The sequence below is a fragment of the Microcella flavibacter genome, assembly GCF_012530535.1.
Classification (GTDB): domain Bacteria; phylum Actinomycetota; class Actinomycetes; order Actinomycetales; family Microbacteriaceae; genus Microcella; species Microcella flavibacter.
Genome location: NZ_CP051299.1, coordinates 1,782,035 through 1,808,099 on the forward strand (window position 1 = coordinate 1,782,035; position 26,065 = coordinate 1,808,099).

The 26,065-nt window shown below is 73.8% G+C and carries 26 protein-coding genes; 8 read left to right on the forward strand and 18 right to left on the reverse strand.

Annotated elements, in window-relative coordinates; genetic code table 11:
• The first annotated feature begins 61 nt into the window (after positions 1-61).
• Complete coding sequence (locus tag HGB54_RS08500; RefSeq protein WP_168916055.1) at positions 62-1,102, forward strand: NAD(P)-dependent alcohol dehydrogenase; 1,041 nt, start codon at positions 62-64, stop codon at positions 1,100-1,102.
• A 62-nt stretch (positions 1,103-1,164) separates the two neighbouring features.
• Entirely contained in the window at positions 1,165-1,707 is a 543-nt protein-coding gene (locus HGB54_RS08505; RefSeq protein WP_168916056.1) for an HdeD family acid-resistance protein, read from the forward strand.
• Positions 1,708-1,734: 27 nt separating this feature from the next.
• Here the strand turns inward: HGB54_RS08505 and HGB54_RS08510 are convergent, their stop codons facing one another.
• From HGB54_RS08510 to HGB54_RS08535, 6 genes are all read right to left on the reverse strand, one after another.
• A complete protein-coding gene (locus tag HGB54_RS08510; protein WP_168916057.1) occupies positions 1,735-2,544 on the reverse strand; it encodes an anti-sigma factor in 810 nt (269 codons plus the stop codon).
• A complete protein-coding gene (locus HGB54_RS08515) occupies positions 2,531-3,091 on the reverse strand; it encodes an RNA polymerase sigma factor (RefSeq protein ID WP_228545759.1) in 561 nt (186 codons plus the stop codon). Before HGB54_RS08515 ends, HGB54_RS08510 begins: the two co-directional genes overlap by 14 nt.
• A 77-nt stretch (positions 3,092-3,168) precedes the next feature.
• On the reverse strand, positions 3,169-3,714 hold the full coding sequence (locus HGB54_RS08520; RefSeq protein ID WP_228545760.1) for a class F sortase: 546 nt from the start codon (positions 3,712-3,714) through the stop codon (positions 3,169-3,171).
• A 113-nt stretch (positions 3,715-3,827) separates the two neighbouring features.
• A complete protein-coding gene (locus HGB54_RS08525; RefSeq protein WP_168916060.1) occupies positions 3,828-4,676 on the reverse strand; it encodes a DUF4397 domain-containing protein in 849 nt (282 codons plus the stop codon).
• 158 nt (positions 4,677-4,834) lie between these two features.
• Complete coding sequence (locus tag HGB54_RS12665; protein WP_228545761.1) at positions 4,835-5,599, reverse strand: zinc ribbon domain-containing protein; 765 nt, start codon at positions 5,597-5,599, stop codon at positions 4,835-4,837.
• 465 nt (positions 5,600-6,064) lie between these two features.
• A complete protein-coding gene (locus HGB54_RS08535; RefSeq protein WP_168916061.1) occupies positions 6,065-7,267 on the reverse strand; it encodes a PrsW family intramembrane metalloprotease in 1,203 nt (400 codons plus the stop codon).
• A gap of 77 nt (positions 7,268-7,344) precedes the next feature.
• Here HGB54_RS08535 and HGB54_RS08540 point away from each other — a divergent pair, with 77 nt between their 5' ends.
• The 3 genes from HGB54_RS08540 to HGB54_RS08550 all read left to right on the forward strand — a co-directional run bounded on the left by HGB54_RS08540 (position 7,345) and on the right by HGB54_RS08550 (position 10,123).
• Positions 7,345-8,895 (forward strand): AlkA N-terminal domain-containing protein, encoded by a 1,551-nt coding sequence (locus HGB54_RS08540; protein WP_168916062.1) that lies wholly within the window; start codon positions 7,345-7,347, stop codon positions 8,893-8,895.
• An 83-nt stretch (positions 8,896-8,978) separates the two neighbouring features.
• Positions 8,979-9,860, forward strand: a complete 882-nt coding sequence (locus HGB54_RS08545) for an SDR family oxidoreductase (RefSeq protein ID WP_168916063.1) — start codon at positions 8,979-8,981, stop codon at positions 9,858-9,860.
• Complete coding sequence (locus HGB54_RS08550; protein ID WP_407663466.1) at positions 9,860-10,123, forward strand: DUF7218 family protein; 264 nt, start codon at positions 9,860-9,862, stop codon at positions 10,121-10,123. Before HGB54_RS08545 ends, HGB54_RS08550 begins: the two co-directional genes overlap by 1 nt.
• Positions 10,124-10,160: 37 nt before the next feature.
• Here HGB54_RS08550 and HGB54_RS08555 read toward each other — a convergent pair whose 3' ends face one another.
• The gene (locus HGB54_RS08555; RefSeq protein ID WP_168916906.1) at positions 10,161-11,591 is read right to left on the reverse strand and encodes an aspartate ammonia-lyase; all 1,431 of its coding nucleotides are present in this window, start codon (positions 11,589-11,591) and stop codon (positions 10,161-10,163) included.
• 253 nt (positions 11,592-11,844) lie between these two features.
• Between HGB54_RS08555 and HGB54_RS08560 the strand changes: the two genes are divergently transcribed.
• Positions 11,845-12,312 (forward strand): nucleoside deaminase, encoded by a 468-nt coding sequence (locus tag HGB54_RS08560; protein WP_168916064.1) that lies wholly within the window; start codon positions 11,845-11,847, stop codon positions 12,310-12,312.
• Positions 12,313-12,339: 27 nt separating this feature from the next.
• Here the strand turns inward: HGB54_RS08560 and HGB54_RS08565 are convergent, their stop codons facing one another.
• The 6 genes from HGB54_RS08565 to HGB54_RS08590 form a co-directional block, all read right to left on the reverse strand.
• Positions 12,340-13,326, reverse strand: coding sequence for a TIGR03557 family F420-dependent LLM class oxidoreductase (locus HGB54_RS08565; protein WP_168916907.1), 987 nt, complete (start codon positions 13,324-13,326; stop codon positions 12,340-12,342).
• Positions 13,327-13,328: 2 nt separating this feature from the next.
• Positions 13,329-13,862 (reverse strand): hypothetical protein, encoded by a 534-nt coding sequence (locus HGB54_RS08570; protein WP_168916065.1) that lies wholly within the window; start codon positions 13,860-13,862, stop codon positions 13,329-13,331.
• A gap of 88 nt (positions 13,863-13,950) precedes the next feature.
• The gene (cydC, locus tag HGB54_RS08575) at positions 13,951-15,600 is read right to left on the reverse strand and encodes a thiol reductant ABC exporter subunit CydC (protein ID WP_168916066.1); all 1,650 of its coding nucleotides are present in this window, start codon (positions 15,598-15,600) and stop codon (positions 13,951-13,953) included.
• Positions 15,597-17,231 carry a thiol reductant ABC exporter subunit CydD gene (cydD, locus tag HGB54_RS08580; protein ID WP_228545762.1) on the reverse strand — a complete coding sequence of 545 codons (1,635 nt, stop codon included), beginning with the start codon at positions 17,229-17,231 and terminating at the stop codon, positions 15,597-15,599. The genes cydC and cydD overlap by 4 nt, the downstream gene beginning before the upstream one ends.
• A 44-nt stretch (positions 17,232-17,275) precedes the next feature.
• Entirely contained in the window at positions 17,276-18,298 is a 1,023-nt protein-coding gene (gene cydB / locus HGB54_RS08585) for a cytochrome d ubiquinol oxidase subunit II (RefSeq protein WP_168916067.1), read from the reverse strand.
• Positions 18,299-18,318: 20 nt separating this feature from the next.
• Positions 18,319-19,725: a cytochrome ubiquinol oxidase subunit I gene (locus tag HGB54_RS08590; protein ID WP_168916068.1), complete on the reverse strand. Its 1,407-nt coding sequence runs from the start codon at positions 19,723-19,725 to the stop codon at positions 18,319-18,321.
• A 146-nt stretch (positions 19,726-19,871) separates the two neighbouring features.
• Between HGB54_RS08590 and HGB54_RS08595 the strand changes: the two genes are divergently transcribed.
• The gene (locus tag HGB54_RS08595) at positions 19,872-20,543 is read left to right on the forward strand and encodes a DedA family protein (protein ID WP_168916069.1); all 672 of its coding nucleotides are present in this window, start codon (positions 19,872-19,874) and stop codon (positions 20,541-20,543) included.
• Positions 20,544-20,616: 73 nt separating this feature from the next.
• On the opposite strand, the gene HGB54_RS08600 is transcribed toward HGB54_RS08595, so the two are convergent.
• The 5 genes from HGB54_RS08600 to HGB54_RS08620 all read right to left on the reverse strand — a co-directional run bounded on the left by HGB54_RS08600 (position 20,617) and on the right by HGB54_RS08620 (position 24,754).
• The gene (locus HGB54_RS08600; RefSeq protein ID WP_168916070.1) at positions 20,617-21,528 is read right to left on the reverse strand and encodes a glycine betaine ABC transporter substrate-binding protein; all 912 of its coding nucleotides are present in this window, start codon (positions 21,526-21,528) and stop codon (positions 20,617-20,619) included.
• An 18-nt stretch (positions 21,529-21,546) separates the two neighbouring features.
• A complete protein-coding gene (locus HGB54_RS08605) occupies positions 21,547-22,284 on the reverse strand; it encodes an ABC transporter permease (RefSeq protein WP_168916071.1) in 738 nt (245 codons plus the stop codon).
• Positions 22,281-23,009, reverse strand: coding sequence for an ABC transporter permease (locus tag HGB54_RS08610; RefSeq protein ID WP_168916072.1), 729 nt, complete (start codon positions 23,007-23,009; stop codon positions 22,281-22,283). Before HGB54_RS08610 ends, HGB54_RS08605 begins: the two co-directional genes overlap by 4 nt.
• Complete coding sequence (locus tag HGB54_RS08615; RefSeq protein ID WP_168916073.1) at positions 23,006-23,830, reverse strand: ABC transporter ATP-binding protein; 825 nt, start codon at positions 23,828-23,830, stop codon at positions 23,006-23,008. Before HGB54_RS08615 ends, HGB54_RS08610 begins: the two co-directional genes overlap by 4 nt.
• Before the next feature lie 288 nt (positions 23,831-24,118).
• Positions 24,119-24,754 carry a TetR/AcrR family transcriptional regulator gene (locus HGB54_RS08620; RefSeq protein ID WP_168916074.1) on the reverse strand — a complete coding sequence of 212 codons (636 nt, stop codon included), beginning with the start codon at positions 24,752-24,754 and terminating at the stop codon, positions 24,119-24,121.
• Positions 24,755-24,897: 143 nt separating this feature from the next.
• Between HGB54_RS08620 and HGB54_RS08625 the strand changes: the two genes are divergently transcribed.
• Complete coding sequence (locus HGB54_RS08625; protein ID WP_168916075.1) at positions 24,898-26,007, forward strand: App1 family protein; 1,110 nt, start codon at positions 24,898-24,900, stop codon at positions 26,005-26,007.
• The last annotated feature ends 58 nt before the right edge of the window (positions 26,008-26,065 follow it).

Sequence of the window (26,065 nt, forward strand, 5' to 3'; positions counted from 1 at the left end):
CGTGCCGCCGGCGCGGAGCATCCCATCGACGGCACCGCCGCCGGAAGAGAAGGAGAGCACCATGAAGGCCCTGCAGTACCGCACCATCGGATCGGCCCCCGAGGTCGTCGAGATCGACACGCCCGAGCCCGGCCCCGGCCAGGTGCTGCTCACGGTGACCGCCGCGGGCGTGTGCCACTCGGACGAGTTCATCATGAGCCTGCCCGAGGAGCAGTACGTCTACGGTCTGCCGCTCACCCTCGGGCACGAGGGCGCGGGCATCGTGCACGCCGTCGGCGCGGGCGTCACCGAGGTCGCCGTGGGCGATGCCGTCGCAGTCTACGGTCCGTGGGGCTGCGGCACGTGCCGCAATTGCGCCGAGGGCAAGGAGAACTACTGCACGCGCGCCGTCGAGCTGGGCATCCAGCCCCCCGGGCTCGGCAGCCCCGGATCGATGGCGGAGTACATGATCGTCGACAGCCCCCGGCACCTCGTGCCCCTCGGCGACCTCGACCCGGTGCAGAACGTCTCGCTGACGGATGCCGGGCTCACGCCGTACCACGCGGTCAAGCGCGCGCTGCCGAAGCTCGGCGCGGGGTCGACCGCCGTCGTCATCGGAGCCGGCGGCCTCGGCCACGTCGGCATCCAGCTCATCCGGGCGCTCAGCGGCGCCACCGTGATCGCGCTCGACATCTCCGAGGAGAAGCGGGCGCTCGCCCTCGAGGTGGGGGCGCACCACGCGCTGCACTCCGACGCCGACGCCGTCGCGCGCATCCGCGAGCTCACCGGCGGGCTCGGCGCCGACGCCGTCTTCGACTTCGTCGGGGCCCAGCCGACCGTCGAGATCGCCGGAGCCTGCGCGGCGATCGAGGGCGACGTGCAGATCATCGGCATCGCGGGCGGCGCGCTGCCCGTCGGCATCATGACGACCGCGTGGGACGTCTCGGTGCGGGCGCCCTACTGGGGCTCGCGCTCGGAGCTCATGGAGGTGCTCGACCTCGCGCGGGCCGGCCTCATCCACGTCGAGACGGAAGTGTTCACCCTCGACGAGGGGCCGTCGGCGTACGCGCGGCTGCACGAGGGCAGCATCCGCGGGCGCGCCGTGATCGTGCCGGGCGCCTGACCCGGCGGCGCGGGCGGAGCGGGCGGCCACGGCAGGGGCGCCGGGCGCGGCAGACTGGAGTCATGACCGACGCCGCCGCCCCCGCTCGCACCGCCCGCCCCTCGCTGCTGCTCAGCGGGATCGTCGCCGTCGTGCTCGGCCTCGCCGCGCTCGTCTGGCCCGAGCGATCGCTGCTCGTCGTCGGCGTGCTGTTCGGCGTCTTCCTCATCCTCTCGGGCGCGCTGCGGCTCGTCACCGCCCTCCGCACGCCGCTGCCGACCGTGCTGCGCGTCTTCGTCGCCGTCCTCGGCGCCCTCGTGCTCGCCGCGGGCGTGCTGACGCTCGTGGTTCCCTTCGACGGGCTCGAAGTGCTCGCCTACGTGATCGGCATCGCCTGGATCGCCGACGGCGTCGCCGGACTCTTCGGCGGGATGCCCGATGCCGAGCTCGTGCCCCGCGGCCTCGCCGTCGCGAGCTGCGCCGTGGCGATCCTCGGCGGCATCGCCATCCTGCTGCTGCCGGGCATCGCGATCGCGAGCTTCCTGCTGCTCGGAGCGGTGCTGCTGCTCATCACGGGCGTGCTGCTCGTGCTCGTGTGGGTGCTCATGCGGCGCCGCGCGCGCTGAGCCGACCGCGGTCGGCGAGGGGACGGGTCAGGCCTCGAGCGTGCCGCGCACGACCGAGTCGCCCGAGTGCGCGGGGTCTCCGTCCAGGGGCTCCTGGCTGACGTCGACGATCGGGTACTCGGCGAGATCCACCCCGGCGGGGATGACGAACTCGTCCGAGGAGCCCTCGAGATAGCCGAGGCTGATGAGCCCGTCGACCTCGGGGGTGAGCAGCCAGACCTCGCGCAGCGCGCCGTCGGGGGCGGGGGCATCCACCGTCACGGTGACGACGCGATCGTCGCCGCGCTGCAGCACGAGGGCGGAGCCGGCGGCCCCCTGCCAGGCGGGCAGGGCGTCGAGGTCGGCGGAGGCGACGGTGACCGCGGGGTCGACCGGCTCGGCGGCGCCCCACCACAGGATGCCGCCGGCGACGAGCGCGGCCGCAGCGGCCGAGGCGGCGACGGGCACGATGAACGAGCGCAGTGCGCCGCGGCGACGGCGGGCGTCGGCGAGGGGGACGACGGGAGCCGACCGCGACTGGTCGGCACGGGCGCGCTCGGCGGGCGCCGACTCGGCGGGTGCGGGCAGCGGCCGGACGGCGGCCGCGGGAGTCTCGATCGGCGGTCGGATGCCGGGAGCGAGGCCGAGCTCGCGGTGGATGGCCGACCACACGGCGCCGCTCGGCGTGCTCAGCGCGCCCTCGCCGAGGGTGGAGCGCGCCACGGAGACAGTCTGGCGCAGCGCGTCGAGCTCGGCGCGGCAGACGGCGCAGGAGTCGAGGTGCGCGCGCTCGGCGGGGTCGATCGGGGCCTCGCCCATCGCGGCGAGGGCGAGGGTCTCGGCATCAGAGTGCTCCATGGTTCACCTCCAGTCGGTCTCTCAGGCGGGTCAGGCTGCGGCGGATGTGGGACTTGACGGTGCCGATCGGCATGTCGAGCCGCTCGGCGATCTGCGTGTGGGTCAGGTCGTCGAAGAAGGCGAGCTGCACGACCTGCCGGGGCACGGGGTCGAGCTTGGCCATCTCGTCGGCGATGACGAGCCGCTCGGCCAGCACCGACTCGTGGCCGGGGACGGCCTCGTCGGGTGTGTGGATGGCGGAGTGCTGCGCGATCGCGCGGTCGCGAGCACGAGCTGCGTGGGCGTCGGCGGTGACGTTGCGGGTGATGCCGACCAGCCAGGCCGAGAGGGATGCCCGCTCGGCGTCGTAGCGGTGGCGGCTCTGCCACGCGGAGACGAAGACCCGCTGCGTCGCATCCTCCGCGTCGGTGACATCGCCGAGCGAGCGCAGGGCGAGCGAGTAGACGAGCGAGGACCAGCGCGCGTAGATCTCGGCGAGCGCCCGCTCGTCGCCGGCGACGAAGCGACGGGCGACCTCGATGGCGCCGTCGTCGATCACTGCCGTCACTGCGGGGTAGCCTCCACGGTCGTCCGACCGGCGACCATCACCGGCGACTGCTCGCGCCATGGTACCGGTCGCGCCTGTCACGCGATTTTCTCCGCCGTCACGATGTAGTTGTCGGTGTAGCTGCGGGCCGCGCGGTCGAAATCGCCGCCGCAGGTGACGAGCACGAGGTGCGGCGCGCCGGCCTGGGTGAAGACACGGTCGAGCGGCACCTCGGCCTTCTCGATGCGCTCGACGGTCGTCACGCGGTAGACGTGGGTCGTGCCGTCCGCGTCGACCACGGTGGCCTCGGCACCCACCTGCGCCTCGCGCAGCCGGGCGAAGGGGCCGATGCCCTGCACGGGATCGTCCACGTGCGCGGCGATCACGGTGGATCCCTCCGCGCTCGCGGGGCCGGCGCCGTACTGGTACCAGCCCGCGATGTCGATGTCCTCGGGGATGGACATGTACCCGTCCGGCTCCACGCCCTCCGGCTCCACCGGCACCTCGATGCCGAGCGAGGGAACCGAGAGCAGGCCCGGGGCGACGACCGGGGTGGCCTGCTGCTGCGCGGGGTCGCCCGGCGCGGTCTGCGCCGAGAACGGCGCCGTCGCGACCGGTGCGGGCGTCGGGGTGGTGCTCGGCACCGCCGCCGGAGGGGCGGGCGGTGCCGAGCACGACGCGAGGAGGAGAGCTCCTGCCGTCGTCAGGGCGATGGTGGCGGGAACCCTCCGCCTCGTCATCTCTACTACCTCGTGTCTCAGCGCTCGGCGGAGACGGTCTTGCGACGGACCACGATGCCGACCGCGGCGAGCGCGGCGAGCATCAGGGCGACACCGGCACCGATGAGGCCGGCGTTGCCGCCCTCGGCGACGAGGCCGGCGCTACCGGCGGGGATGCCCTCCGGAGCGGCACCGAGACCGTCGATGGTGATGACGGCGAACTGCAGGCTGTCGCCCTCGAGGCTGCCGATGGCGTGGACCAGCGTGTTCGTGCCGGCGGCCAGGGGGAGCGCTGCCGGGCCGATCACGGGGTCGGTGGTGCCCGCAGCGGCGACCGCGGCCTGCACCTCACCCGCGGCGAGGTCGATGTTGCCCTGGTTCGGGTTGGTCACGCCGGCGAAGGCCTCGACCGAGGTGCCGTTGGCGAGCACGTCGACCGCGGGAGCGGCGGCGGTGTGACGCACGGTCAGGCGAGCCTGGCCGGCGGCGATGTCGCTGACGTTGTTCTCGAAGGCCGTGAGCGCGGGGGTCTCGTCGGCGTTGAGGTGGGCGACCACCGTGACGCTGGCACCGGCGGTGAGGGTGGCGTCGAGCGTCAGGGCGGGCTCGCCCGTGCCGTCGGCCGCGTCGCCGGGGAAGACGTCGATGTTGTACTCGCCGGCCGGGAGCGCGAGCGGCTCGGCGGTGACGGTGCCGAAGGTCACGTCCTGCAGACCGGCGACGGCCTCGCCGTTCGCGTAGATGTCGACCGGGAAGTCACCCTCGCCGGGGACGCCGTGGACGACGTAGAGGTCGGCGGTGCCGGCCGTCGAGGCGGCGGCGGGGGCGGCGATGCCCACGGTGGCGAGAGCGGCGACGCCGACTCCCGCGAGAATACGGTTGCGCATGGTTCCTCCTTGTAGACGCCCGCCCGGCGGGTGCCGAGATCGGGTTCGTGCGGAATGCCTTACATGGATCACTTCCGCGCGGAGGACGCGTTCGGATGCGCTGGAGGCTGGCAGAATCCTGGGGGTGGAGCGAGCGGCGCCGGGGAGCGGGGACCGCGTCAGCCGAGCGCGGCGGAGAGCGTCGTCAGCGTGACGACGAGGCCGGCGAGCCAGAGCAGCAGATTGAGCCCGCCGACGACGAGGCCCGCGACGGCGAGGCCGCGGCCCCGCGTGATGCCGTTCGCCGTCTCGCGCATCCCGCGGCCCGCGGTGATGACGCACACCGTCAGCAGGGCGGCGTTGATGACGAAGATGAGGGCGAGGGTGACGAAGACCGGCGTCCACGCCCCGCTCGCGGCGCCGCCGGCGGCCTGCGCTGCCGCATCGGTGGTGAGCGCCGCGGCGAGGGTGTTGCCGAGCAGCGAGACCAGCAGCGGCAGCAGGCCGGTGACGAACGCGGCGGTCGCGGCGTGACTGCGCACGGGCGGCGCCGTCCAGCGACGCCCCTTGGCCAACGGCGGCACCTCGGGCGCGATCGTCAGCACCGTGCCGCTCGCGGACTCGCCCTCGAGGGCGCCCGCGTCGTCCGCGGCGGCGGTCGGTTCCGGCGCGGCTGCCGGCGAGGCTGCGGGGGGCGGTCCGATCGCGAGACTCGACCGCGGCGGATCCGCGTCGTCGGCGACGATCGGCTCGTGCTCCGCCGCGGGCTCGTGCTCCGCCGCGGGCGACTCGACGGCCGCCGACGCCTCGGTGACCGCCGGCGTCCCGACGACGTTCGGAGCCTCGGCGGGCTCGGGCGACTCGACCACCGCGGGGGCCCCGCACCGCGTGCAGAAGCGTGCGCCGTCGCGCATGGCGGCGGCGCACCGGATGCACGTCGCCATCGCCCCGCCCTTCCGCCCGCGACCGATTCCGAGCGTTTCGGGGCCTGCCCCAGGGTAGTGAGCGGAGGGTCGGATGCCCTTCCCCCCGTCATGGGGAGGACGCGCCCGCTCGGCGGCGCCGCACCGGTGCGCGACGGGGTCTTGACGGCGCCCCCGCGCGGGAGCAGTATGGCCGCAGATCAACTCACCGCCCAGACGCGCCGGAGGCATCGCCCCGCCGCTGGGCGGTGAGTCTGTTAACGGGGCCGCCCACGATGAGCCCGCCCACCCCCGAAGTGGGGGCCCGAACCACCCCAACCGCTGGGGCCGGGGTGCCGAACCCCACCAGCAAGGGGAACCGCATCACCCCGTGCAGCAGGGGGACTGCTGGACGGGATCCACTCCGCCGAACGGGTCGGCGGAGCGCGGAAACGCTGTGGTCCGGTCGTCGCGCTGGGGAGCCTGACGACCGGACCCGCACTCCGCTCAGCCCCGCGGAGCGTTCGCCCGCAGCGCGTGCCGCGCGGCGGAGACCCGCTCGAGCAGCTGCGCCTCGTCGACGCGGGCCCCGATGCGATCGCGGCCGGTCAGGATGCGCTGCCGGGCGTGCGCGAGCCGGGTCGCGTCGCGGATGAAAGCGGCCATGAGGCGGGATGCCCCCGCGCGGGCCGCCCATGCGGTGGCCGCGCGCCGCCCCGCCGGTGTGGCGAGCATCCCCACCTCGTCGGCGTGCAGCCAGCCCGCCTGCGCGTACTCGCCGAGCCGCGCCCGGGTGAGGCGCATCTCCTGCCGGCGCAGCATCGTGACGAGCGCGATCGCGATGAGGAACAGCGGCACCTGCACGAGCAGGTAGTAGCCGTAGAAGTCGCCGACGAAGAACAGGGCGCCGTTCCAGAAGGCGTGCAGCAGCACGGCGGGCACGAGGCCCAGCAGGAACGCGCCGAGCCCGACGCGGGCGCCGCGCTGCGCCGCCGCGCCGAGGGCCGCGCCGATGAGGGCCGTGAACATGACGTGCGCGAAGGGCGACATGAGCCCGCGGATGACGAAGATCTCGATGGTGCCCGCGGTCAGCACCCCCTCCTCGGTGAGCTGCAGGCCGAAGTAGAGGATGTTCTCGGTGAAGGCGAAGCCGCCGGCGACCCAGGCGGCGTAGACGATGCCGTCGACCGGACCGTCGAAGTGGCGGCGGGCGCCCCACAGGATGAGCAGCACGCCGATTCCCTTCGCCACCTCCTCGACGATGGGCGCCTGCACGGCGGCGCCGAGGAACTCGGTCGCGGCGGCCGGCGTGCCCGTCGCGGCGAGCGCGCCCTGCACCTGCACGTCGACGAGCAGCGCGATGAGCACGCTCGCCCCGGCGCCCCAGAGGAAGGCGAAGACGAGGGCGCCGCGCGGCTCGGGCTCCCAGCGGTCGATCCAGCGCACCCCGAGGAAGACGATCGTGAGCGGCACGAGCGCCATGACGGCGGCGATGACGACGCCGATCTCGCCGAGCCCCGAGACGAGGTACGCGAGCACGGCGAGGGCCAGCAGCGAGACGAGGACGAGGCCGACGACGGCGAGCAGCGTCGACCCGGCGCCGCGGGCGCGGCGTCCCGTCAGGGCCGGGGGCTGCGCGGGGTGCGAGGTCTCCGCGCGCACCGCGTCGGGGGCGGCGGCGAGCGGAGTCGGGCGGGGCTGCTCGGTCATGCTGTGCACTCTACTGTCGCCGTCGCGGTGTCCGATTCCCGCTGGTAGGGCCCAGCATCCCGTGCCAGGGTGAGGGCGTGCCCGCCCTCGATCACGACCGCTGCTACCGCGCGCTCGCCTCGCGCGACGCCCGCTTCGACGGGCAGTTCATCGCCGGCGTGCGCACCACGGGCATCTACTGCCGCCCCTCCTGCCCGGCCATGACGCCGAAGCCGGGCAACGTCGACTTCTTCCGCACCGCCGCCGCCGCGCACGAGGCCGGGCTGCGCGCCTGCAAGCGCTGCCAGCCCGACGCCGTGCCGGGCAACCCCGACTGGAACCGCCGCGACGACCTCGCCGGCCGGGCCATGCGCCTCATCCTCGACGGCGCGATCGAGCGCGATGGGGTACCGGGGCTCGCGGCGCGGCTCGGCTACTCGAGCCGGCAGCTGACGCGCGTGCTCACTGCCGAGCTCGGCGCCGGTCCGCTCGCCCTGGCGCGGGCGCACCGGGCCGAGAGTGCACGGGCGCTGCTCGCCGGCACCGGGCTGCCGGTCGCGCAGGTCGCGTTCGCCGCGGGGTTCGCGAGCATCCGCCAGTTCAACGACACGGTGCGCGAGTTCTACGGCCTCTCCCCCACCGAGCTGCGGCAGCTCGCCCGTCGCGGACGCGAGGGCGTGCGTCCCGCGGGCGCCGAGACCCCGGACGCGGCGAGCACGACGGTCACGCTGCGGCTCGCCGCCCGGCCGCCCTTCGACGGCGAGGCCATCATGGGCTACCTGGCCGATCACGCCGTTGCGGGCGTCGAGCGCATGAGCGGCGCGGGCGCCGAGGCGAGCATCGAGCGGCTCGTGCGCCTGCCCCACGGCCTCGCGCGCACGCATGTGCAGCTCGACCCCGAGCGCGCGGGCGTCATCGCCACGGCCTCGCTCGCAGCGATCGCCGATCTCGCTCCGCTCGTCTCCCGCCTGCGGCGCTGGTTCGATCTCGACGCCGACGCGGTCGCGATCGACGCGGCACTGGGGGCGGATGCCCTGCTCGGCCCGCTCGTCGCCCGGGCGCCCGGCCTGCGCATCCCCGGAGCCGTCGACGCCGAGGAGGCGCTGCTGCGCACCATCATCGGGCAGCAGATCTCGCTGCCCGCGGCGAAGAGCATGCTGGGGCGCCTCGCCGCCGACCTCGACGAGGCCGAGGGGCTGACGCCCACGACGGAGCTGCGCCCGTTCCCGACCGCCCAGCGCATCGCGGCCGACGACGGCGCGGTGCTGCGCGGCCCGGCCACCCGGCAGCGCACCGTGCTCACCACCGCCCGCGCCCTCGCGAGCGGCGAGCTCGTGCTCGACATCGGCCTGCCCGCGGCCGAGCTGCGCGCCCGCCTGCTCGCCCTGCCGGGCATCGGCCCGTGGACGGCCGACTACGTCACCATGCGCGTGCTCGGCAACCCCGATGTGCTGCTCGCCGAGGATCTCGTGCTGCAGCGGACGCTGGGATCCCTCGGCGCCGGGGGCACCGCGCGCGCGACCCGGGCGCTCGGCGAGCGGTGGGCGCCGTGGCGCAGCTACGCCACCCTGCACCTGTGGCGGGCCGCCCCGCCGATCGTGCGCCGGGCGCGGCGTAGCGCCGCGGAGACGCCCGCGTCAACCCCGTGATGGCGGCGGACGGCCGCTCCTAGCCTGGGGCTCCCGCCGGCGGCGCTCCGCGCCCGACCGGCCCCGAGGAGAGGACGCGCACCATGACCGGACCCACCACCGACCCCCGCACCGCCCACCGTTCCGAGGGCTTCCCCGAGCAGGATCAGCAGCAGCCCGGGCTCACCGAGGAGATGGACCCGCGCCCCGACCACGGCGAGGAGAGCTACCGCGGCGCCGGCCGGCTCGTCGGACGCCGCGCGCTCATCACCGGCGGCGACAGCGGCATCGGCCGCGCCGTCGCGATCGCCTTCGCCCGCGAGGGCGCCGACGTCGCCATCGCCTACCTGCCCGAGGAGGAGGACGACGCCGTCGCCACGCTCGACCTCGTGCGCGCGGAGGGCCGCGCCGCGCTCGCCCTGCCCGGCGACCTGCGCGAGGAGGGCCGCCCGACCGCGATCGTCGAGCGCACCATCGCCGAGTTCGGCGGCCTCGACCTGCTCGTGCTCAACGCCGCCCACCAGCGCGCGCGCGAGAGCATCGAGGAGCTGCCGATGGACGGCTTCGACCGGGTCATGCGCACGAACCTCTACGCCGTGGTCGAGTCGGTGAAGGCCGCCGTGCCGCACCTCGAGGCGGGAGCGTCGATCATCGTGACCGCCTCCATCCAGGGCTTCGACCCGAAGGCGGCGCTCGTCGACTACGCCATGACGAAGGCGGCGCAGGTGGCGTTCGTCGAGGCCATGGCCTCCGAGCTGGGTGAGAAGGGCATCCGCGTCAACGCCGTCGCCCCCGGCCCCATCTGGACCCCGCTCATCCCGGCGACCGGATGGCCGGACAAGCTGCCGTCGTTCGGGCAGGACACCCCGCTCGGCCGCGCCGGCCAGCCCGCCGAGGTCGCCCCGGCCTACGTGTACCTCGCGAGCGACGCCGCGAGCTACGTCTCGGGCGCGGTGCTGCCCGTCACCGGCGGCAAGGCCCTCTGATGGCGCCGCGGAATCCGAGCCTCAAGGATCCGGAGCTGTACGAGAAGCTCGTCGAGGACGGCAGCAGCCCCGAGAAGGCGGCACGCATCAGCAACGCCGCCGCGCGTGACGGCCGGTCCTCGGTCGGGCGGCGCGGCGGCGCGGCCGAGGACTACGAGAGCCGCACCGTCGCCGAGCTGCGGGAGCGCGCGAAGCAGCTCGGGCTGCGCGGCTACTCGGGCAAGCGCAAGAGCGAGCTGATCGGGATGCTGCGCGAGCACTGATCCCGTGGGCTGAGGCCGCGCGGCCCGCCCTCGGGCCTCAGTCCTCCGGCGGCACCATCGGCAGGGCGATCGCGCCCGTCGCCGGCACGACCCCCGAGAGCCGCTCGGGCGAGAGCACGCGGGCGACCATCTCGGCCTCCATGAGCCCGCGCTCGACGACGAGCTGCCGGATCGACGCCGTGCCGCTGAGCGCCTCGTAGGCGAGCGCCGCCGAGGCCTGGTAGCCGATGTACGGGGTGAGGGCCGTCACGATGCCGACGCTCGAGTCGACCATCGCGGCGAGCCGCTCGGTATTGGCGGTGATGCCGTCGACGCAGTTGAGCCGCAGCGTGCGGCAGGCGTTCGACATCCAGGCGAGCGACTGCAGGATGCTCGTGGCGATGACCGGCTCGAAGGCGTTGAGCTGCAGCTGCCCGCCCTCGGCGGCCGCGGTCACGGTCGCGTCGGCGCCGATGATGGAGAACGCCACCTGGTTGACGACCTCGGGGATCACGGGATTGACCTTGCCCGGCATGATCGACGAGCCCGCCTGCCGCGGCGGCAGGTTGATCTCGCCAAGCCCCGCCTGCGGACCGGAGGAGAGCAGCCGCAGGTCGTTGCAGATCTTCGACAGCTTGACCGCGGCGCGCTTGAGCGTGCCGGAGAGGGTCATGAAGATGCCCGCGTCGCTCGTGGCCTCGATGAGGTCGGGGGCGGTGATCATCTCGTAGCCGGAGATCTCGCTGAGGTGGCGGCGCACCGACTCGGCGTAGCGCGGGTCGGCGGTGATACCCGTGCCGATCGCGGTCGCGCCCATGTTGATCTCGTTGAGCCACGGGATCGTCTCGGAGAGCCGGTCGTGATCCTCGCGCAGGGTCGTGGCGAAGCCGCGGAACTCCTGCCCCAGCGTCATCGGCACGGCGTCCTGCAGCTGCGTGCGGCCCACCTTGAGCACGTGGGCGAACTCCTGGGCCTTCGCGGCGAAGGCGTCGCTGAGCTGCGCGTGCTCGACGAGCAGGCTGCGCGTGCTGAACACCATCGCGAGCTTGATGGCCGTCGGGTAGACGTCGTTGGTCGACTGGCTGCGGTTGACGTCGTCGATGGGGTGCAGGTGCTCGTAGTCGCCCTTCGCGCGGCCCATGAGCTCGAGGCCGCGGTTGGCGATGATCTCGTTGGCCGACATGTTGGTGCTCGTGCCGGCGCCGCCCTGCAGCACGCCGAGCACGAACTGCTCGTGCAGGCGCCCGCCGATGATCTCCTGGCAGACCTCGTCGATGATCTCGGCCTTGACGGGGTCGAGCACGCCGATCTCGCGGTTGGCGCGGGCGGCGGCCTGCTTCACCATCGCGAGGGCGATGACGAGGTTCGGGTGGTTCGAGAGCGCGCGACGCGTGATGGGGAAGTTCTCAAGCGCGCGGGCCGTGTGGATGCCCCAGTAGGCATCGGCGGGGATGGGCATCGAGCCGAGCGAATCGCGCTCCTGGCGCATCTCGCGGGCGGCGTCGCCGTCCTCCGCGAGGCCGGGGCGGTAGACGGGCACGCCGTCGTCGCTGGTGCTGAAACTGGGGGCGGGTCCGGTGGTTCGCACCATGGCGATACGTGCCTCTTCCTTGTGGGTTCCGACGTCGACGGCGGTGGCGGGGCCACTCTAGCGGTTCGGGATGCCCCGGCCGGCGGCGAGCGGACGTGCTCACTCGAGCAGACGAACGCGCCGGTGAGCATCCCGCCGGTAGACTCCCCCGGTGCCCCAGCAGACCCCCCTCGACCAGGCCGTGGCCCTCGCGACCGCCAACGTCGCCGCGGGCGGCGGCCCCTTCGGCGCCGTCGTCGTGACCGCCGACGGACGGGTGTTCGAGGGCGTCAACCGCGTCACCCGCGACAACGACCCGACGGCGCACGCCGAGGTCGTCGCCATCCGCACGGCCGCGCGCGAGCTCGGCGTCTTCGACCTCTCCGGGGCCGTGCTCTACTCCAGCTGCGAGCCCTGCCCGCTCTGCCTCAGCGCCGCGCTCTGGGCGCGCCTCGACCGCGTCGTCTTCGCCGCCGACCGGCACGACGCCGCCGAGGCCGGCTTCGACGACGCCGCCTTCTACGACCTCTTCGACACGCCCCGCGAGGCATGGACGACCCCCGTCGTGCACGAGCGCACGCCGGGGGCCGTCGCGCCGTTCGACGCCTGGCGCGCCGACGCGGCCCGCGTCGACTACTAGCCGCCGCGGGCCGGTGCGCGCGGAGCGCTAGGCGGCCGCGCCCTCGCTCGGCGTCAGGGCGCGGATGCGCTCGAACAGCTCGCCCGCGACCTCGTCGAGGAACCGCTGCTGGCCCTCGTCGCCGATCTGCACGAGCGCCAGGTCGGTGAAGCCCGCGTCGACGAAGGGCTGGGCGCTGCGCGCGATCGCGTCGAGGTCGGGGCCGCAGGCGATCGCCTCGGCGACGTCCTCCGGCCGCACGAACTGCGTCGCCGCCGCGAAGGACGCGGGCGTCGGCAGGTCGGCGTTGACGAGCCAGCCGCCGCCGAACCAGCGGAACTGCTCGTGGGCCCGGGCGATCGCGCGATCCCGGTCGGGATCCCACGAGATCGGCAGCTGCCCGACGACGCGACGCGGCGCTCCGGCGACGGCCGTCCAGAGCTCCACGGCGTCGCCGTCGGGCTGCACGGCGACGAGGTCGTCGCCGAGGGGCGCGAGCGCCTCGATCGACTTCTCGCCGGAGATCGCCAAGCCGATCGGCACGCGGTGCTCGGGCGTGCCCCACAGGCGTGCGGCATCCACCTGGAAGTGCTCGCCGTGGAAGGAGGCCGTCTCACCGTCGAGCAGGGTGCGGATGATGCGCACGGCCTCCTCGAGCATGGCGTGGCGGGTCGCCACGCGCGGCCACGGCACCCCCGCGGCGTGCTCGTTGAGGTTCTCGCCCGAGCCGAGGCCGAGGGTGAAGCGGCCGCCGGAGAGATCCTGCAGCGTCGCCGCGAACTGGGCCACGACGCTCGGGTGGTAGCGCATGGTCGGGCAGGTGACGTAGGTCATGAGGTCGACGCGCGAGGTCGCCTGCGCGACCGCGCCGAGCATCGTCCAGGCCTGCGGGGCATGGCCCTGCTCCGCGAGCCAGGGGCTGAAGTGGTCGCTCGAGACGAGCAGCTCGGCCCCCGCCTCCTCGGCGGCAACGGCGTACTCGACGAGCGAGCGCGCGGGGCTCTGCTCGGTCATCAGGGTCGCGCCGACGCGCAGGCTCACGGGCGCGCGCCCAGGTCGGTGCCGGGCGCGATGCCGTCGCCGGGGTCGCCCGGGCCGCTGCCGTGGTGGAGGGTCTCGGTGAGACCGATGCCGTGGGGCTCGAGCGGGTCGGTCTCGACCGGGCCCCGGTCGAGCGGGTCGACGTCGTCCTGCGCAGAGCCGTCCTGCTCGTCGGCCTCGCCGCGCTCCGCGGCTGCGGCGGGCTCGGCCTCGTGGCCCTGGCGCAGCGCCTGCGCGACGCTGAGGTCGTCGGCGCGCTCGACGTCGCCCGTGTCGTCGGGGCCGCCGGTGCCGGGCAGCACGTCGTCGCCCTCGAGCGCGACATCGGTCTCGCTGCCGTGCGGGTCGTCCTGGCGGGCGGCGGTCTCGCGCTCGCTCGACGGCGAGTACGCCGTGTCGGGGGCGGCGCCGGCGTCGCCGGACTCGCGCGCGCCCTCCTGCCCGGTGATGGGGTCGGTGGGGGCGAGGTCGGGGTCGATGCCCGTCGTGCCGTCGTGGCGGTCGTGGTCGTCGTGCGCGTGAGTGGTCATGCGGCGACGCTACGGCCGAGCATCCGATCGCGGCAGGGCCTTGACGCGGGGCGCTCGATGCGTCAGGGGCGTCGGTTCAGTGGCGGTCTCAGGGCGCCGCGAGCCGCAGCCGGCCCGTCACGAGGCGGTCGGCGACGGGCGTGTGCGAGATGACGATGACGGCGCGGTCGGGCGCCGCGGCCGCGTCGAGCAGCTCGTCGAGCAGCGAGGCGGCGCGGTCGGCGTCGACGTTGGCCGTGGGCTCGTCGAGCACGAGCACGGGCGCCTCGCTCAGCAGCGCCCGGGCGAGAGCGAGGCGCTGCGCCTGCCCGCCCGAGACGAGGGCGCCGCGCTCGCCGACGGGGACGTCGAGCCCGCCGCGCGCGGCCGCCCAGTCGGCGAGGCCCACGCGCGCGAGCACGGCGAGCAGCGCCGCGTCGTCGGCCGTGTCGCGGGCGAAGAGCAGGTTCTGCCGGATCGACTCGTCGAACAGGTGCGGCTGCTGCTCGCACAGCACGATGCGCTCGCGCACCGCGTCGGGGTGCAGGGCGCGCACGTCGACGCCGCCGAGCGTGAACGAGCCCTCGTGGTCGAGGAACCGCACGAGCACGTGCGCGAGCGTCGTCTTGCCGGCCCCGCTCTCCCCCTCCACGAGCAGACGGTCGCCCGGGTGCAGCTCGAGGTCGAGCGGCGCGAGGGCCGGCGCCGCCTGCCCGGGCCAGCGCGCGGTCACACCGCGCAGCACGAGGGCGCTGCTGTCCGGCAGCCGGGCGGCGGTCCGCACGGGGGGCGGGGTCGGGATGCCCTCCGGCCGCTCCTCGGGCACCACGGCCGCGATGCGCGCCGCGCTCGCCCGCACGCGCCACCAGGCGGCGAGGGCGAGGGGCAGCACGGCGACCGCGTCGACGACCGCGAGGGGCACGAGGGCGAGCAGCACGAACTGGGGCCCCGAGAGGTCGCCCGCGGCGAGCTCGGGAGCGGCGGTGAGGGCCGAGGCGAGCAGGAGCGAGCCTCCGGCGAGCGTGAACAGCGCGGCCACCGAGCCGGCGGCGAGCGACTGGCGGGTCTGCTCGTGGCGCAGCCGGGCATCCAGCGCATCGATGCCGGCACGGGCGGGCGCGTCGGCGCCGTAGGCCCGCAGCACGTCGAGGCGGCCGAGGTAGTCGAGCACGGCGTCGGCGAGGTCGGCGCGCAGCGGGGCGATGCGGCGCTCGGCCCCGCGCCCGAGGGCCGTGACGAGCGCGGTCGCGGCGGCGAGGGCGAGAACGAGCCCCAGCCCGAGCACCCCGGCCGCGGCGGGCGACAGCCAGGCGACGCCGACGACCGCGAGCCCGGCGACGACGAGGCCCGAGACGAGCGGCTGCACGACGCGCAGCGGAAGATCCTGCAGCGTGTCGACGTCGCGCACGAGCGTCGTCAGCACGTCGCCGCGGCGGGTGGCGCGCAGTCCGTCGGGCGCGACCGGCAGGAGCCGGCGGAAGACGGCGACCCGCAGGCGGGCCAGCGCGCGGAAGGCGCCGTCGTGCCCGACGAGCCGCTCGAGGTAGCGGAACACCGCGCGGCCGAGCGCGAAGGCCCGCACCCCCACGATCGCGAAGCCGAGGAAGAGGATGGGCGGCTGCTCGGCCGCGCGCGCGATGAGCCAGGCGCTGGTGGCGAGCAGCGCCACCGCCGAACCGGCCGCGAGCACGCCGAGCGCGAGCGCGGCGGCCGAGTCGCGCGGGGCCGGCTGCGCCTCCCGCAGCACCGCGCGGATCACGCGGGCACCCCCGCCGGCACGAGCGCGAGCCGCTCGTCGGCCGCCGCGATGACCGCCGGCCGGTGGGTGACGACGACGACGAGCACGCCCTCGTCCGCGAGCGCGCGCAGGCCCGCGATCACCCGCCGCTCGGCCGCCGCGTCGAGCGCCGAGGTCGGCTCGTCGAGCAGCACGAGCGGGCTGCGGCGATCGAGCGCGCGGTAGATCGCCCGGGCGATCGCGACGCGCTGCGCCTGGCCGCCCGAGAGGCCGTCGCCGCCCGGCCCGAGCACGAGGCCGGCGGGCACGTCGTCGACGGCGGCGAGCTGCAGCGCGCGGCGCATGAGCGCGGCATCGGGATGCGCGGCCCCGAGCGCGACGACCGCCTCGAGCGGCCCCGCCGTGAGGTCGGGGCGCTGCCCGGCCCAGGCGACCTGCGCGGCGAGCTGCTCGGCCGCCGCCGGGCGGCCCGCGACCGCGATCCGGCCCTCGGCGGGCAGGGCGCCGCGGAGCGCCGCGAGCAGGCTCGACTTGCCGACGCCGCTCTCGCCGGTGACGGCGAGCAGGAGCCCCGCGGGCCAGGCGCCCGAGAGGCCGTCGACGACGGGGCGCCCGGCGCGGCGCACGACGAGGTCGGTCAGGCGCAGGGCGGGCGGCGGGGCATCCCGCACCGGGTCGGCGTCGGCGGGTGCCATGATCGCCGCCGGAGCGGACTCGGGCGAGGGCGCCAAGGCGGGCGCCGATGCGGGGGCGCGCTCGAGCAGCGCGAGCACCTCCTCCGCCGCCGCGAGGCCCTCGGCCGCCGCGTGGTACTGCGCGCCGACCTGCCGCAGCGGCAGGTACGCCTCGGGCACGAGGACGAGCACGAAGAGCCCGAGCGCGAGGGCGATGACGCCGTCGATGAGCCGCACGCCGACCGAGACGGCGACGATCGCGACGGAGAGGCTCGCGGCGAGCTCGAGCGCGAAGCTCGACAGGAACGACACCCGCAGCACCCGCATCGTGCGGCGGCGGTACTGCTCGGTGACGGCCGCGATGCGCTCGGTCTGCCGGTGCTGCCGCCCGAAGATCATGAGCGTCGAGAGGCCCTGCACGACCTCGAGGAACCCGCGCGAGAGCGTCGTGAGCGCCTGCCACTGCCGGCGCTGCACGGCCTGCGTCGCCCAGCCGATGAGCACCATGAACAGCGGGATGAGCGGCAGCGTCAGCACGACCGCGATGCCCGTGGGTGCGTCCGCGATCAGCAGGGCGCCGACGACGACCGGGGTGGCGACGGCGGTGAGCACGAGCTGCGGCAGGTACCGCCCGATGTAGCCGTCGAGCGCGTCGAGGCCCGGCCCGATGAGGGTGGCGATGTCGGCGCTCGGCCGGTCGCGGTCGCCGGATGCTCCGCGCGCGTCGACCGCGTCGAGCACCCGGCGCCGCAGCTGGCTCTTGACCCGCGCGGCCCCGCGCACCGCGAGCGCGTCGAGCGCGGCCTGGGTCAGCGCGCGGGCGAGCACGCTCGCGGCCGTGGCGATGACGGGCCCGCCCAGATCGTCGAGGCCGCGCCCCTCGACGAGCCCCGCGATGAGCTGCGCCGCCGAGAAGCAGAAGGCGACGATGGCGCCGACGTGCGCGAGCGCGACGAGGCCGCCGGCCGCCAGCAGCACGCGGGCGGCCGACGCCGCGCGCAGCAGTCGGGGGTCGAGGGGCTTCAGTGCGAGGCCTCCGCGAGCTCGATCGTCGACCGGGTGATGCGCTTGCGGAACACCCAGTACGTCCAGCCCTGGTAGAGCAGCACGAGCGGCACCATCACGAGCGCGACCCAGCTCATCACCTGCAGCGTGTAGTCGCTGCTCGAGGCGTTCTCGATTGTGAGGCTGAAGGCCGGGTCGGTGGTCGAGGGCATCACGTTCGGGAACAGCGCCGCGAGGATCGCGACCACGGCGAGCGCCGTGGTGAGCGCGGTGAGGCCGAAGGCCCAGCCGTCGTTGCCGGCCCGGTTGGCGAGCCAGGAGGCGATGAGCGCGACCGCGGCCCCGCCCGCCGCGGCGAGCAGCACGGGCAGGTGGGCGATGTCGAGGTGCTGCAGCACCGTCCAGACGAGGAAGGTCGCCGCGACGGCGATCGTCACGAGCCCCGCGCGCGTGGCGAGGGCGCGCGCCCGCTCGCGCAGCTCGCCGTCGGTCTTCAGGGCGACGAACTGCACCCCGTGAGTGAAGAACAGCAGCAGCGTCGTCGCCCCGCCGAGTAGTCCGTAGGGGTTGAGCAGCGTCAGCAGCGTGCCGGTGAACTCGAAGTCGGCGTCGATGGGCGTGCCCTGGATGATGTTCGCGAAGGCGACCCCCCAGAGGAAGGCGGGCACCGCGCTGCCGATGACGATCATCCGGTCGAAGGCGGCCGCCCACTCCGGGCTCCTCCCCTGGTGCCGGTACTCGAACGAGACCCCGCGCAGGATGAGCGCGATGAGGATGAGCAGCAGCGGCAGGTAGAAGCCGCTGAACAGCGTCGCGTACCACTCGGGGAAGGCCGCGAACATGGCCGCGCCCGCGACGATGAGCCAGGTCTCGTTGAGATCCCAGACCGGGCCGATCGTGTTGATGAGCTGCCGCCGGTCGGTGTTGTCGCGCCCGAGGAACGGCAGCGACATGCCGACGCCGAAGTCGAAGCCGTCGAGCACGAAGTACCCGATGAAGAAGAAGCCGACGATGAAGAACCAGAGGTACGCGAGATCCATGGGATGCCCTTCCTGCAGGCCTAGTAGACGGTGGCGAGCTTCTGCACGTCGACCTCGTCGGGGTCGTCGTGGGCGTCCCACTCGCGCGGGCCCTCGATGGCGGCCTTCCGGATGAGCCGGAACTCGACGACCGCGAGCGCGCCGTAGACGACGGTGAAGGCGAGGAGCGAGATGGCGACCTCGAGCCCGGTGACGCCGGGCGAGACGCCGTCCTCCGTCTTCATGAGCCCGAACACGAGCCAGGGCTGCCGGCCCATCTCGGTGAAGATCCAGCCGACGAGGCTCGCGACGAGGGGCAGCGGGGCGCTCCAGATCGCGACGCGCCACGCCCAGTCCTTCGGGGTGCGCCCGCCGCGGGTCAGCCAGAGGCCGGCCACCGAGACGAGGGCGGCGAGCGAGCCGAGGCCGATCATCCAGCGGAAGGCCCAGTAGGTGACCCAGATGATCGGGGTGTAGTCGCCGGGGCCGAACTCGGCCGCGTACTGCGCCTGCAGATCGTTGATGCCCTCGACCTCGCCCGTGAGGGTTTGCGTCGACAGCAGCGAGAGCAGGTAGGGCACGCGGATGGAGAAGATCTCGCTCGAGCCGTCGGGCGTGCCCCAGCTGAAGATCGAGAAGCTCGCGGGCGCGCTCGTCGTGTACAGCGCCTCGGCCGCGGCCATCTTCATGGGCTGCGTGTCGACCATGACGCGGCTCAGCTGGTCGCCGCTGAGGGCGACGCCGGCGAAGGCCACGAGGTTGACGACGAGGCCGAAGCGCAGGGCCGTGCGCATCGTCTCGTCGTACTGCCCGCGGCGCAGGTGCCAGGCGGCGACCGCGACGACGACGACCGCGGCGAACATGATCGAGGCGAGGATGGTGTGCGGGAACGCGGCGAGCACGACGGGGTTCGTCAGAACCGCGCCGATGTCGGTGAGCTCGGCCCGCCCGAGATCCTCGTTGATGCGGAAGCCCACGGGGTTCTGCATGAAGGCGTTCGCGGCGAGGATGAAGTAGGCCGACATGGCGGTCGAGATCGACAGCATCCAGATGCTCGCGAGGTGCAGCTTCGGCGGCAGCTTGTCCCAGCCGAAGATCCACAGGCCGATGAACGTCGCCTCGAGGAAGAAGGCGAGCAGCCCCTCCATCGCGAGCGGCGCCCCGAACACGTCGCCGACGAAGCGCGAGTAGTCGCTCCAGTTCATGCCGAACTGGAACTCCTGCACGATGCCCGTCACGACGCCCATCGCGAAGTTGATGAGGAAGATGCGCCCGAAGAGCCGCGTCAGGTGCAGGTACTTGAGCTTGCCCGTGCGCACCCACGCCGTCTGCAGGATGGCCACGAGGAAGGCCATGCCGATCGTGAGCGGCACGAAGAGGAAGTGGTACAGGGTCGTCAGACCGAACTGCCACCGGGCGAGCGCGAGCGGGTCGAGCCAGTCGAGCACGAGGGGTACCGCCTTGGGGTGAGGGGTGGATGCTTCTGCCTCCAGCGTAGGAATCCGCCACCACCGCGCACATGGGCCGAAGGTCCCGAATCCGCCCGCCGCGCGCGCCCAGCCGTCCCCCGCCCCGCGTCGCTAGGCTCGCGCGCGTGAACGAATTCCTCGACGGACTGCTCGGCTGGGTGCAGGACGTCGACCCGGTGCTGCGCACCGTCATCGCCGGGCTGTTCATCATGCTCGAGACGAGCGTGCTCATCGGCCTCGTCGTGCCGGGCGACAGCGTCGCGCTCGTCGCCTCGACCGCGGTCTCCTCCCCCGTGGAGTACTTCGCCCTCGCGCTGACCTGCATCGCCGGCGCCCTCCTCGGCGGCTCGATCGGCTTCTGGATCGGGCGCACCTTCGGCCCCTGGCTGCGGCGCTCGCGCGCCGGCCGGCTCATCGGCGAGAAGAACTGGCAGCGGGCGGAGAACTTCCTCGACCGCCGCGGCGGCATCGCCGTGTTCATCTCGCGGTTCCTGCCGGTGCTGCACTCGATCACGCCGCTCACCGTCGGCATGAGCACGCTGCGCTACCGCACCTTCATCGCCTGGCTCGCGCCGGCGAGCACGCTGTGGGCCTTCGCCTACGTCTCGGTCGGCTCGGCCGCCGCGGGCACCTACCGCGAGCTCAGCGATCAGCTCAGCTACGCGGCGTACATCTTCGTCGGCATCATCGTGGCCTTCCTCGTGCTCGTCTGGATCGGCAAGAAGGCCCTCGAGCGCTACGCCGCGCGGCACGGGGAGCACCCCGGCGACGGCGACGCCCGCACCGTCGAGGACTGAGCGAGAAGCTGCACCGACGACGACGGGGCGGGATGCTCCGCGCATCCCGCCCCGTCGGTACCAGCCGGTCGATCTACTCGAGGAAGCCGTTGTCCGTCAGCCAGCGCTCGGCGATGACGGAGGCGGACTCCTCATCGACCGTGCTGCTCACGTTGAGGGCCACGAGGCCCTCGGGGGTGAGGGCGGCGCTGATCTCGTTGATGAGGTCGATCGCCTCCTGGGGGAGGTCGCTCGAGGCCACCGGCACGACGTTCGAGGCCAGGAACAGGCCCTCGGGGTCGCTCAGGGTCACGAGGTCGTTCTCGCCGATGCGCGGGTCGGCGCTGAAGACGTTCGCGATGTTGACGACGCCCTCCAGCAGCGACTCGACCGTGGTCTCGCCGGTGGCCTGGAAGGACACCTCGACGCCGTAGGTCTCGAGCAGGCCGGCGGGGCCGTAGGGGCGCTCCTCCAGCTCGGGGTTGCCGCCGAGCACGAGGTCGGCGACGCCTTCGAGGTCGGCGATCGACTCGAGGCCGTTGGCCTCGGCGAACTCGGCCGTCACGTTGTAGCTGTCCTGGTCGGTCGCGGGGCTCTGGTCGAGCACCTGCAGACCCTCGGGCAGGGCGCCCTGCAGCTCGGCGTAGACCTCCTCCGACTCGGTGGCGGTCGTGTCGGGCACGTAGTACTGCAGCAGGTTGCCGGTGTACTCGGGGAACACGTCGACCTCGCCCGCCTCGATGGCGGGGATGTAGGCGTCGCGCTGCCCGATGTTGAAGTTCTCCTCGACGTCGAACCCGGCGTTCTCGAGCGCCTGGGCGTAGATCGAGGCGATGATCTCGTTGGAGTAGTACGCCTGCGAGCCGACGACGATCGTGTCGCCGCCGCCCTCGGATTCCGTACCCGGGTCCAGCGGATCCCCGGTTGCGCACCCTGCCAGGGCCAATGACGCCCCGACCGCGGTCGCGACGAGCGCGAACCGGCCCTTGTTCCTTGCTGTGAACATCGAACTCTCTTTTCTGTCTCAGGAGGTGGCGGAGGACTCCGCCGCCGCACGTCGCCGAGGTGAGGCGGTGCGGACGTCTGTGGCGCGCCCCGCGCGCACGCCGCGCGGCACGGCGTTGCGCTCGAGCAGCGCGAAGGCGGCGTCGAGCAGCAGGGCGAGGGCGATGATGAGCAGCGCGCTGCCGAGCATCTGGTCGTAGCGGCGCAGGCTGATGCCCTGCACGATGTCGTAGCCGAGGCCGCCGAGGTTGACGAAGGCCGCGAGCACGGCCGTCGCCACGACCTGGAGGACGCCGCTGCGCAGCCCGCCGAAGAGCAGGGGCAGCCCGAGCGGCACCTCGACCTTCCAGAGGATCTGCCACTCGGTCATGCCCATGGCGCGCGCGGAGTCGATGATGCGGCGGTCGATCGCCTCGAGGCCGGCGTAGGCGCCGGCGAGGATCGGCGGGATCGCGAGCAGCATGAGCACGACGACGGCGGCCGGGCCGCGCAGCAGCACCCCGACGAGCATCACGAACAGGAAGATCAGGCCGAAGGAGGGCAGCGCGCGCGCGGCGCCGGAGATGCCGACGGCGATCTCTCGCCCCTTGCCCGTGTGGCCGATGAGCCAGCCGAGCGGGATGGCGACGATCGAGGCGGCCGCGACCGCGATGACCGTGTAGAAGAGGTGCTCGCCGATGCGCAGCGGGATCGACCCGCCGCCGGTGTAGTTGTCGGGGTCGGTGAGCCAGGCGAAAGCCTCGAGGAAGAGGTTCATGCGCTCGCCTGCTGCACGCCGCGGCCGAAGGCCGTCGCGCCCTTCTCGATCTGCTGCTCGTTCTCGCGCGGGTCTCGGCGTCGGGGTCCGGCGCTCTTCCGCGTCCAGGGCATGAGCACCGCGCCGAGCATCGCGAGCAGGCGGTCGACGAGCAGCGCGATGATGACGGTCGCGACGACGCCGGTGACGACCGAGGCGAGGATGCCCCGCTGGTAGCCGTTCGTGAAGAAGTAGCCGAGGCTGTCCACGCCGACCACGACGCCCACGGTGAGCAGGCTGATCGTGCTCACCGCCACGACCCGGAGCCCGGCGAGCAGCACGGGGCCTGCGAGCGGGAAGTCGACCGTCCAGAAGCGGCGCCAGCTGGAGTACCCCATGGCCGTGGCCGCCTGGCGCACGTCGGGGTCGACGCTGTCGAGAGCATCCGCCGTCGATCGCGCCATGAGGGCCACCGCGTAGATGGTGAGGGCGATGAGCACGTTGCCGACGCTGAGGAAGGGCAGGCCGAGCAGCGGCGGCAGGATGACGAAGAGCGCGAGCGAGGGGATCGTGTAGAGCAGGCCGACGACGGTGAGCACGAGTCCCCGGGTGAGGCGGTAGCGGTGCGCCACCCAGCCGAGCGGGATGGCGAGCACGAAGCCCAGCACGATGGGCAGCAGGCTCAGCCGCAGATGCACGAGCGTCAGCTCGACGATCTGCTGCCAGTTGTTGGCTACCCAGGTCACGACGTCGGATCCTCCACGAGGCGCCCGGCGACGGTGCCGTCGGCGTCGACGAGCACCCGGGCGCCGTCGACCTCGCGCACGCTCAGCGCGCGCTTGCCGCGGTCGGCGCCGATGAAGCTCGCCACGAAGTCGCTCGCCGGGTTCGCCAGGATCTCGTGCGGGGCGCCCTGCTGCGCGATGCGCGCCCCCTTCTCGAGGATGACGACCTGGTCGCCGAGCAGGAAGGCCTCGTCGATGTCGTGGGTGACGAAGACGACGGTCTTGCCGAGCTCGCGCTGCAGGCGCAGCAGCTCCTGCTGCAGCTCGGCGCGCACGATCGGGTCGACGGCGCCGAAGGGCTCGTCCATGAGCAGGATGTTCGGGTCGACGGCGAGGCCGCGGGCGACGCCGACGCGCTGCTGCTGGCCGCCGGAGAGCTGCGAGGGGTAGCGCTCGGCCATCCCGCGGTCGAGCCCCACGGTGTCCATGAGCTCGAGGGCGCGCGCGTGCGCCTCCTTCTTCGGCACGCCGTTGAGGCGCGGCACGGTGGCGATGTTGTCGATGACGGTGCGGTGCGGCAGCAGGCCCGAGTTCTGCATGACGTAGCCGATGCGGCGGCGCAGCTTCACGGCCTCGATCCGCGAGACGTTCGCGCCGTCGATCTCGAGATCGCCGGTCGAGGCGTCGACCATGCGGTTGATCATGCGCAGCAGCGTGGTCTTGCCGCAGCCCGAGGAGCCGACGAAGACGGTCGTCTGGTGCGAGGGGATGACGAGGCTGAAGTCCTCGACGGCGAGCGTGCCGTCGTCGAACCGCTTCGTGATGTTCCGGAACTCGATCATCTCTGCCGTCTCACTCCTGTGCCGTGGCCGGCGGCTGCGCCGCCCTCATGAGGCGGCCCGCACCGGCGTCTGCACCGAGCGCGCGCCCAGCACGCTCCCAGTCAAGCAGGGCCGTGCCGGCCGGTACGCCGATCGTGCCCTGATTCTGGGCACATATCCAGCGCTTCGGGGCGGGATGCTCGGCCAGGGCCCGCGAACGGCGACGGCCCCCGGCGTGGGAGCCGGGGGCCGTCGGGGCCGCGCGTCGGGTGTCGCGGGGCCGGAGTATCGGCGTGCGGAGGAGAGAGGTCAGAGCGCCTCGGCGACGACGAGCCGCACGACGCGACGGGCCTCGTCGAGCAGAGCGGCATCGCCGCTGAGGTCGCGGGCGAAGGCGCGCGACACGAGCGCGTCGATGACGGCGATCGCCGTGCCGATCACGGTCGTGGCCGACTCGGGGGTGCCGAAGCGCTGGCCGAGGCCCGCGGTGACGGCGGTGGCGACGACGGCGTTGGCCGTGGCCTCCGAGCTCGCGGGCAGGAGGTCGAGCACGTCGCCCGTGCGCAGGGACTTGTAGCCCGGCTCGGTGCGGAACAGCTCGGCCGTGGCGTCGACGACGCCGAGGAGGGCATCCGTCGCGGTCGCGTGCTTCTCATCGGCCAGCTCGGTGGAGAGCGCGGCGAGCAGGCGCTCGGAGTTGCGGGCCGCCAGGCTCTGCAGCACGGCGATGCGGTCGGGGAAGTAGCGGTAGACGGTGCCGATCGAGGCGCCGGCGCGGTCGGCCACCATCGCGGTGGTCAGGCGCTCGTAGCCGATCTCGTCGATGACCGCCGCGGCGGAGTCGAGGAGGGCGGCGAGGCGCGCGGTGCTGCGGGCCTGCACGGGCTCGTTGCGGATGGGTGCCGCCGCAGCGAGGAGCGTGGTGCTCAGTTCGATAGTGGTCACGGGGTGGGTACCTTTCTTGCGGCCGATGGGCTGATGCTAGCGCGGACGTGAGCCTTCAGCGCCTTTGATGATGCGAAACTCCCCGCCGGTGGTTCGCATTCCGAATACCCCGTGGGGTTTGCCGGGGTGACAGACTGATCATCATGCACGCCGCGCCTGAACCCGCGCACGACGCGCCCCGCTCGACCGGCCCGACGGGTGCGGAGGCGGCGGCGGAGCCCGCAGAGCCCGAATCCGCCTGGATCCGCCGGTTCGCCGAGGCCGAGGACAACTTCCACGGATGGCGCGAGCGCCGCGGCCGCAAGCGCGGGCTCCAGCCCGTCGTGCTGCCCTACAGCGGCTACGGCGGAGACGGCTGGGCGAGGGTGCTGTGCCGAGTGCTGCTCATCCGCGCAGGGCGCGATCTGCGCAACCCCGAGAAGGCCGTGCGCGGCTGGCGCAGCTTCACGAGCATCCCCGTCGCCGAGGCCGTGGTGACGGTCACCGCCGGCGGCGTCGAGCACGTGCTGCACGCCGACCGCGGCGGCGTCGTCGACGCCGACATCCCCGTCGACCTGCCGCCCGGGCGCCACACGATCACCATCCGGCCCGAGGGCGGCGAGGCCGTCGAGGCGCAGGTGACGATCATCGATCCGGATGCCCGCATCGGGCTGCTGAGCGACATCGACGACACGGTCATGGTCACGGCGCTCCCCCGGCCCTTCATCGCCGCGTGGAACACCTTCGTGCTGAACGAGCACGCGCGGCAGCCCGTGCCGGGCATGTCGGTGCTGTACGAGCGGCTCGTGCGGGAGCATCCCAACGGCCCCATCGTCTACCTCTCGACCGGCGCCTGGAACGTCGCGCCGACGCTCGACCGGTTCCTCGGCCGGCACCTCTACCCGGGCGGCACCCTGCTGCTGACCGACTGGGGGCCCACGCGCGAGCGGCTGTTCCGCAGCGGGCAGGACCACAAGAAGGCCAGCCTCGAGCGGCTCGCGCGCGAGTTCCCCGACCTCAAGTGGGTGCTCGTCGGCGATGACGGCCAGCACGACCCCGAGCTCTACCGCGCCTTCGCCGACGCGCACCCGCAGAACGTCGCGGCCGTCGCGATCCGGCAGCTCTCGCCGGGCGAGGCGGTGCTCGCGGGCGGCCGCACCCGCGAGGACGCCCCCATCGGGCCGGGCGCTCCCTGGGTGAAGGCGCCCGACGGCGCCGGGCTCGCCGAGGAGCTCGTGCGGGTCGGCGTGCTGAGCGGGCCCGCGCGCGACTGAGCCGGCGCCGCTCCGGGCCCGCTGGCTGGCCCGCGTATCGCGTAGGATCGAACACAGT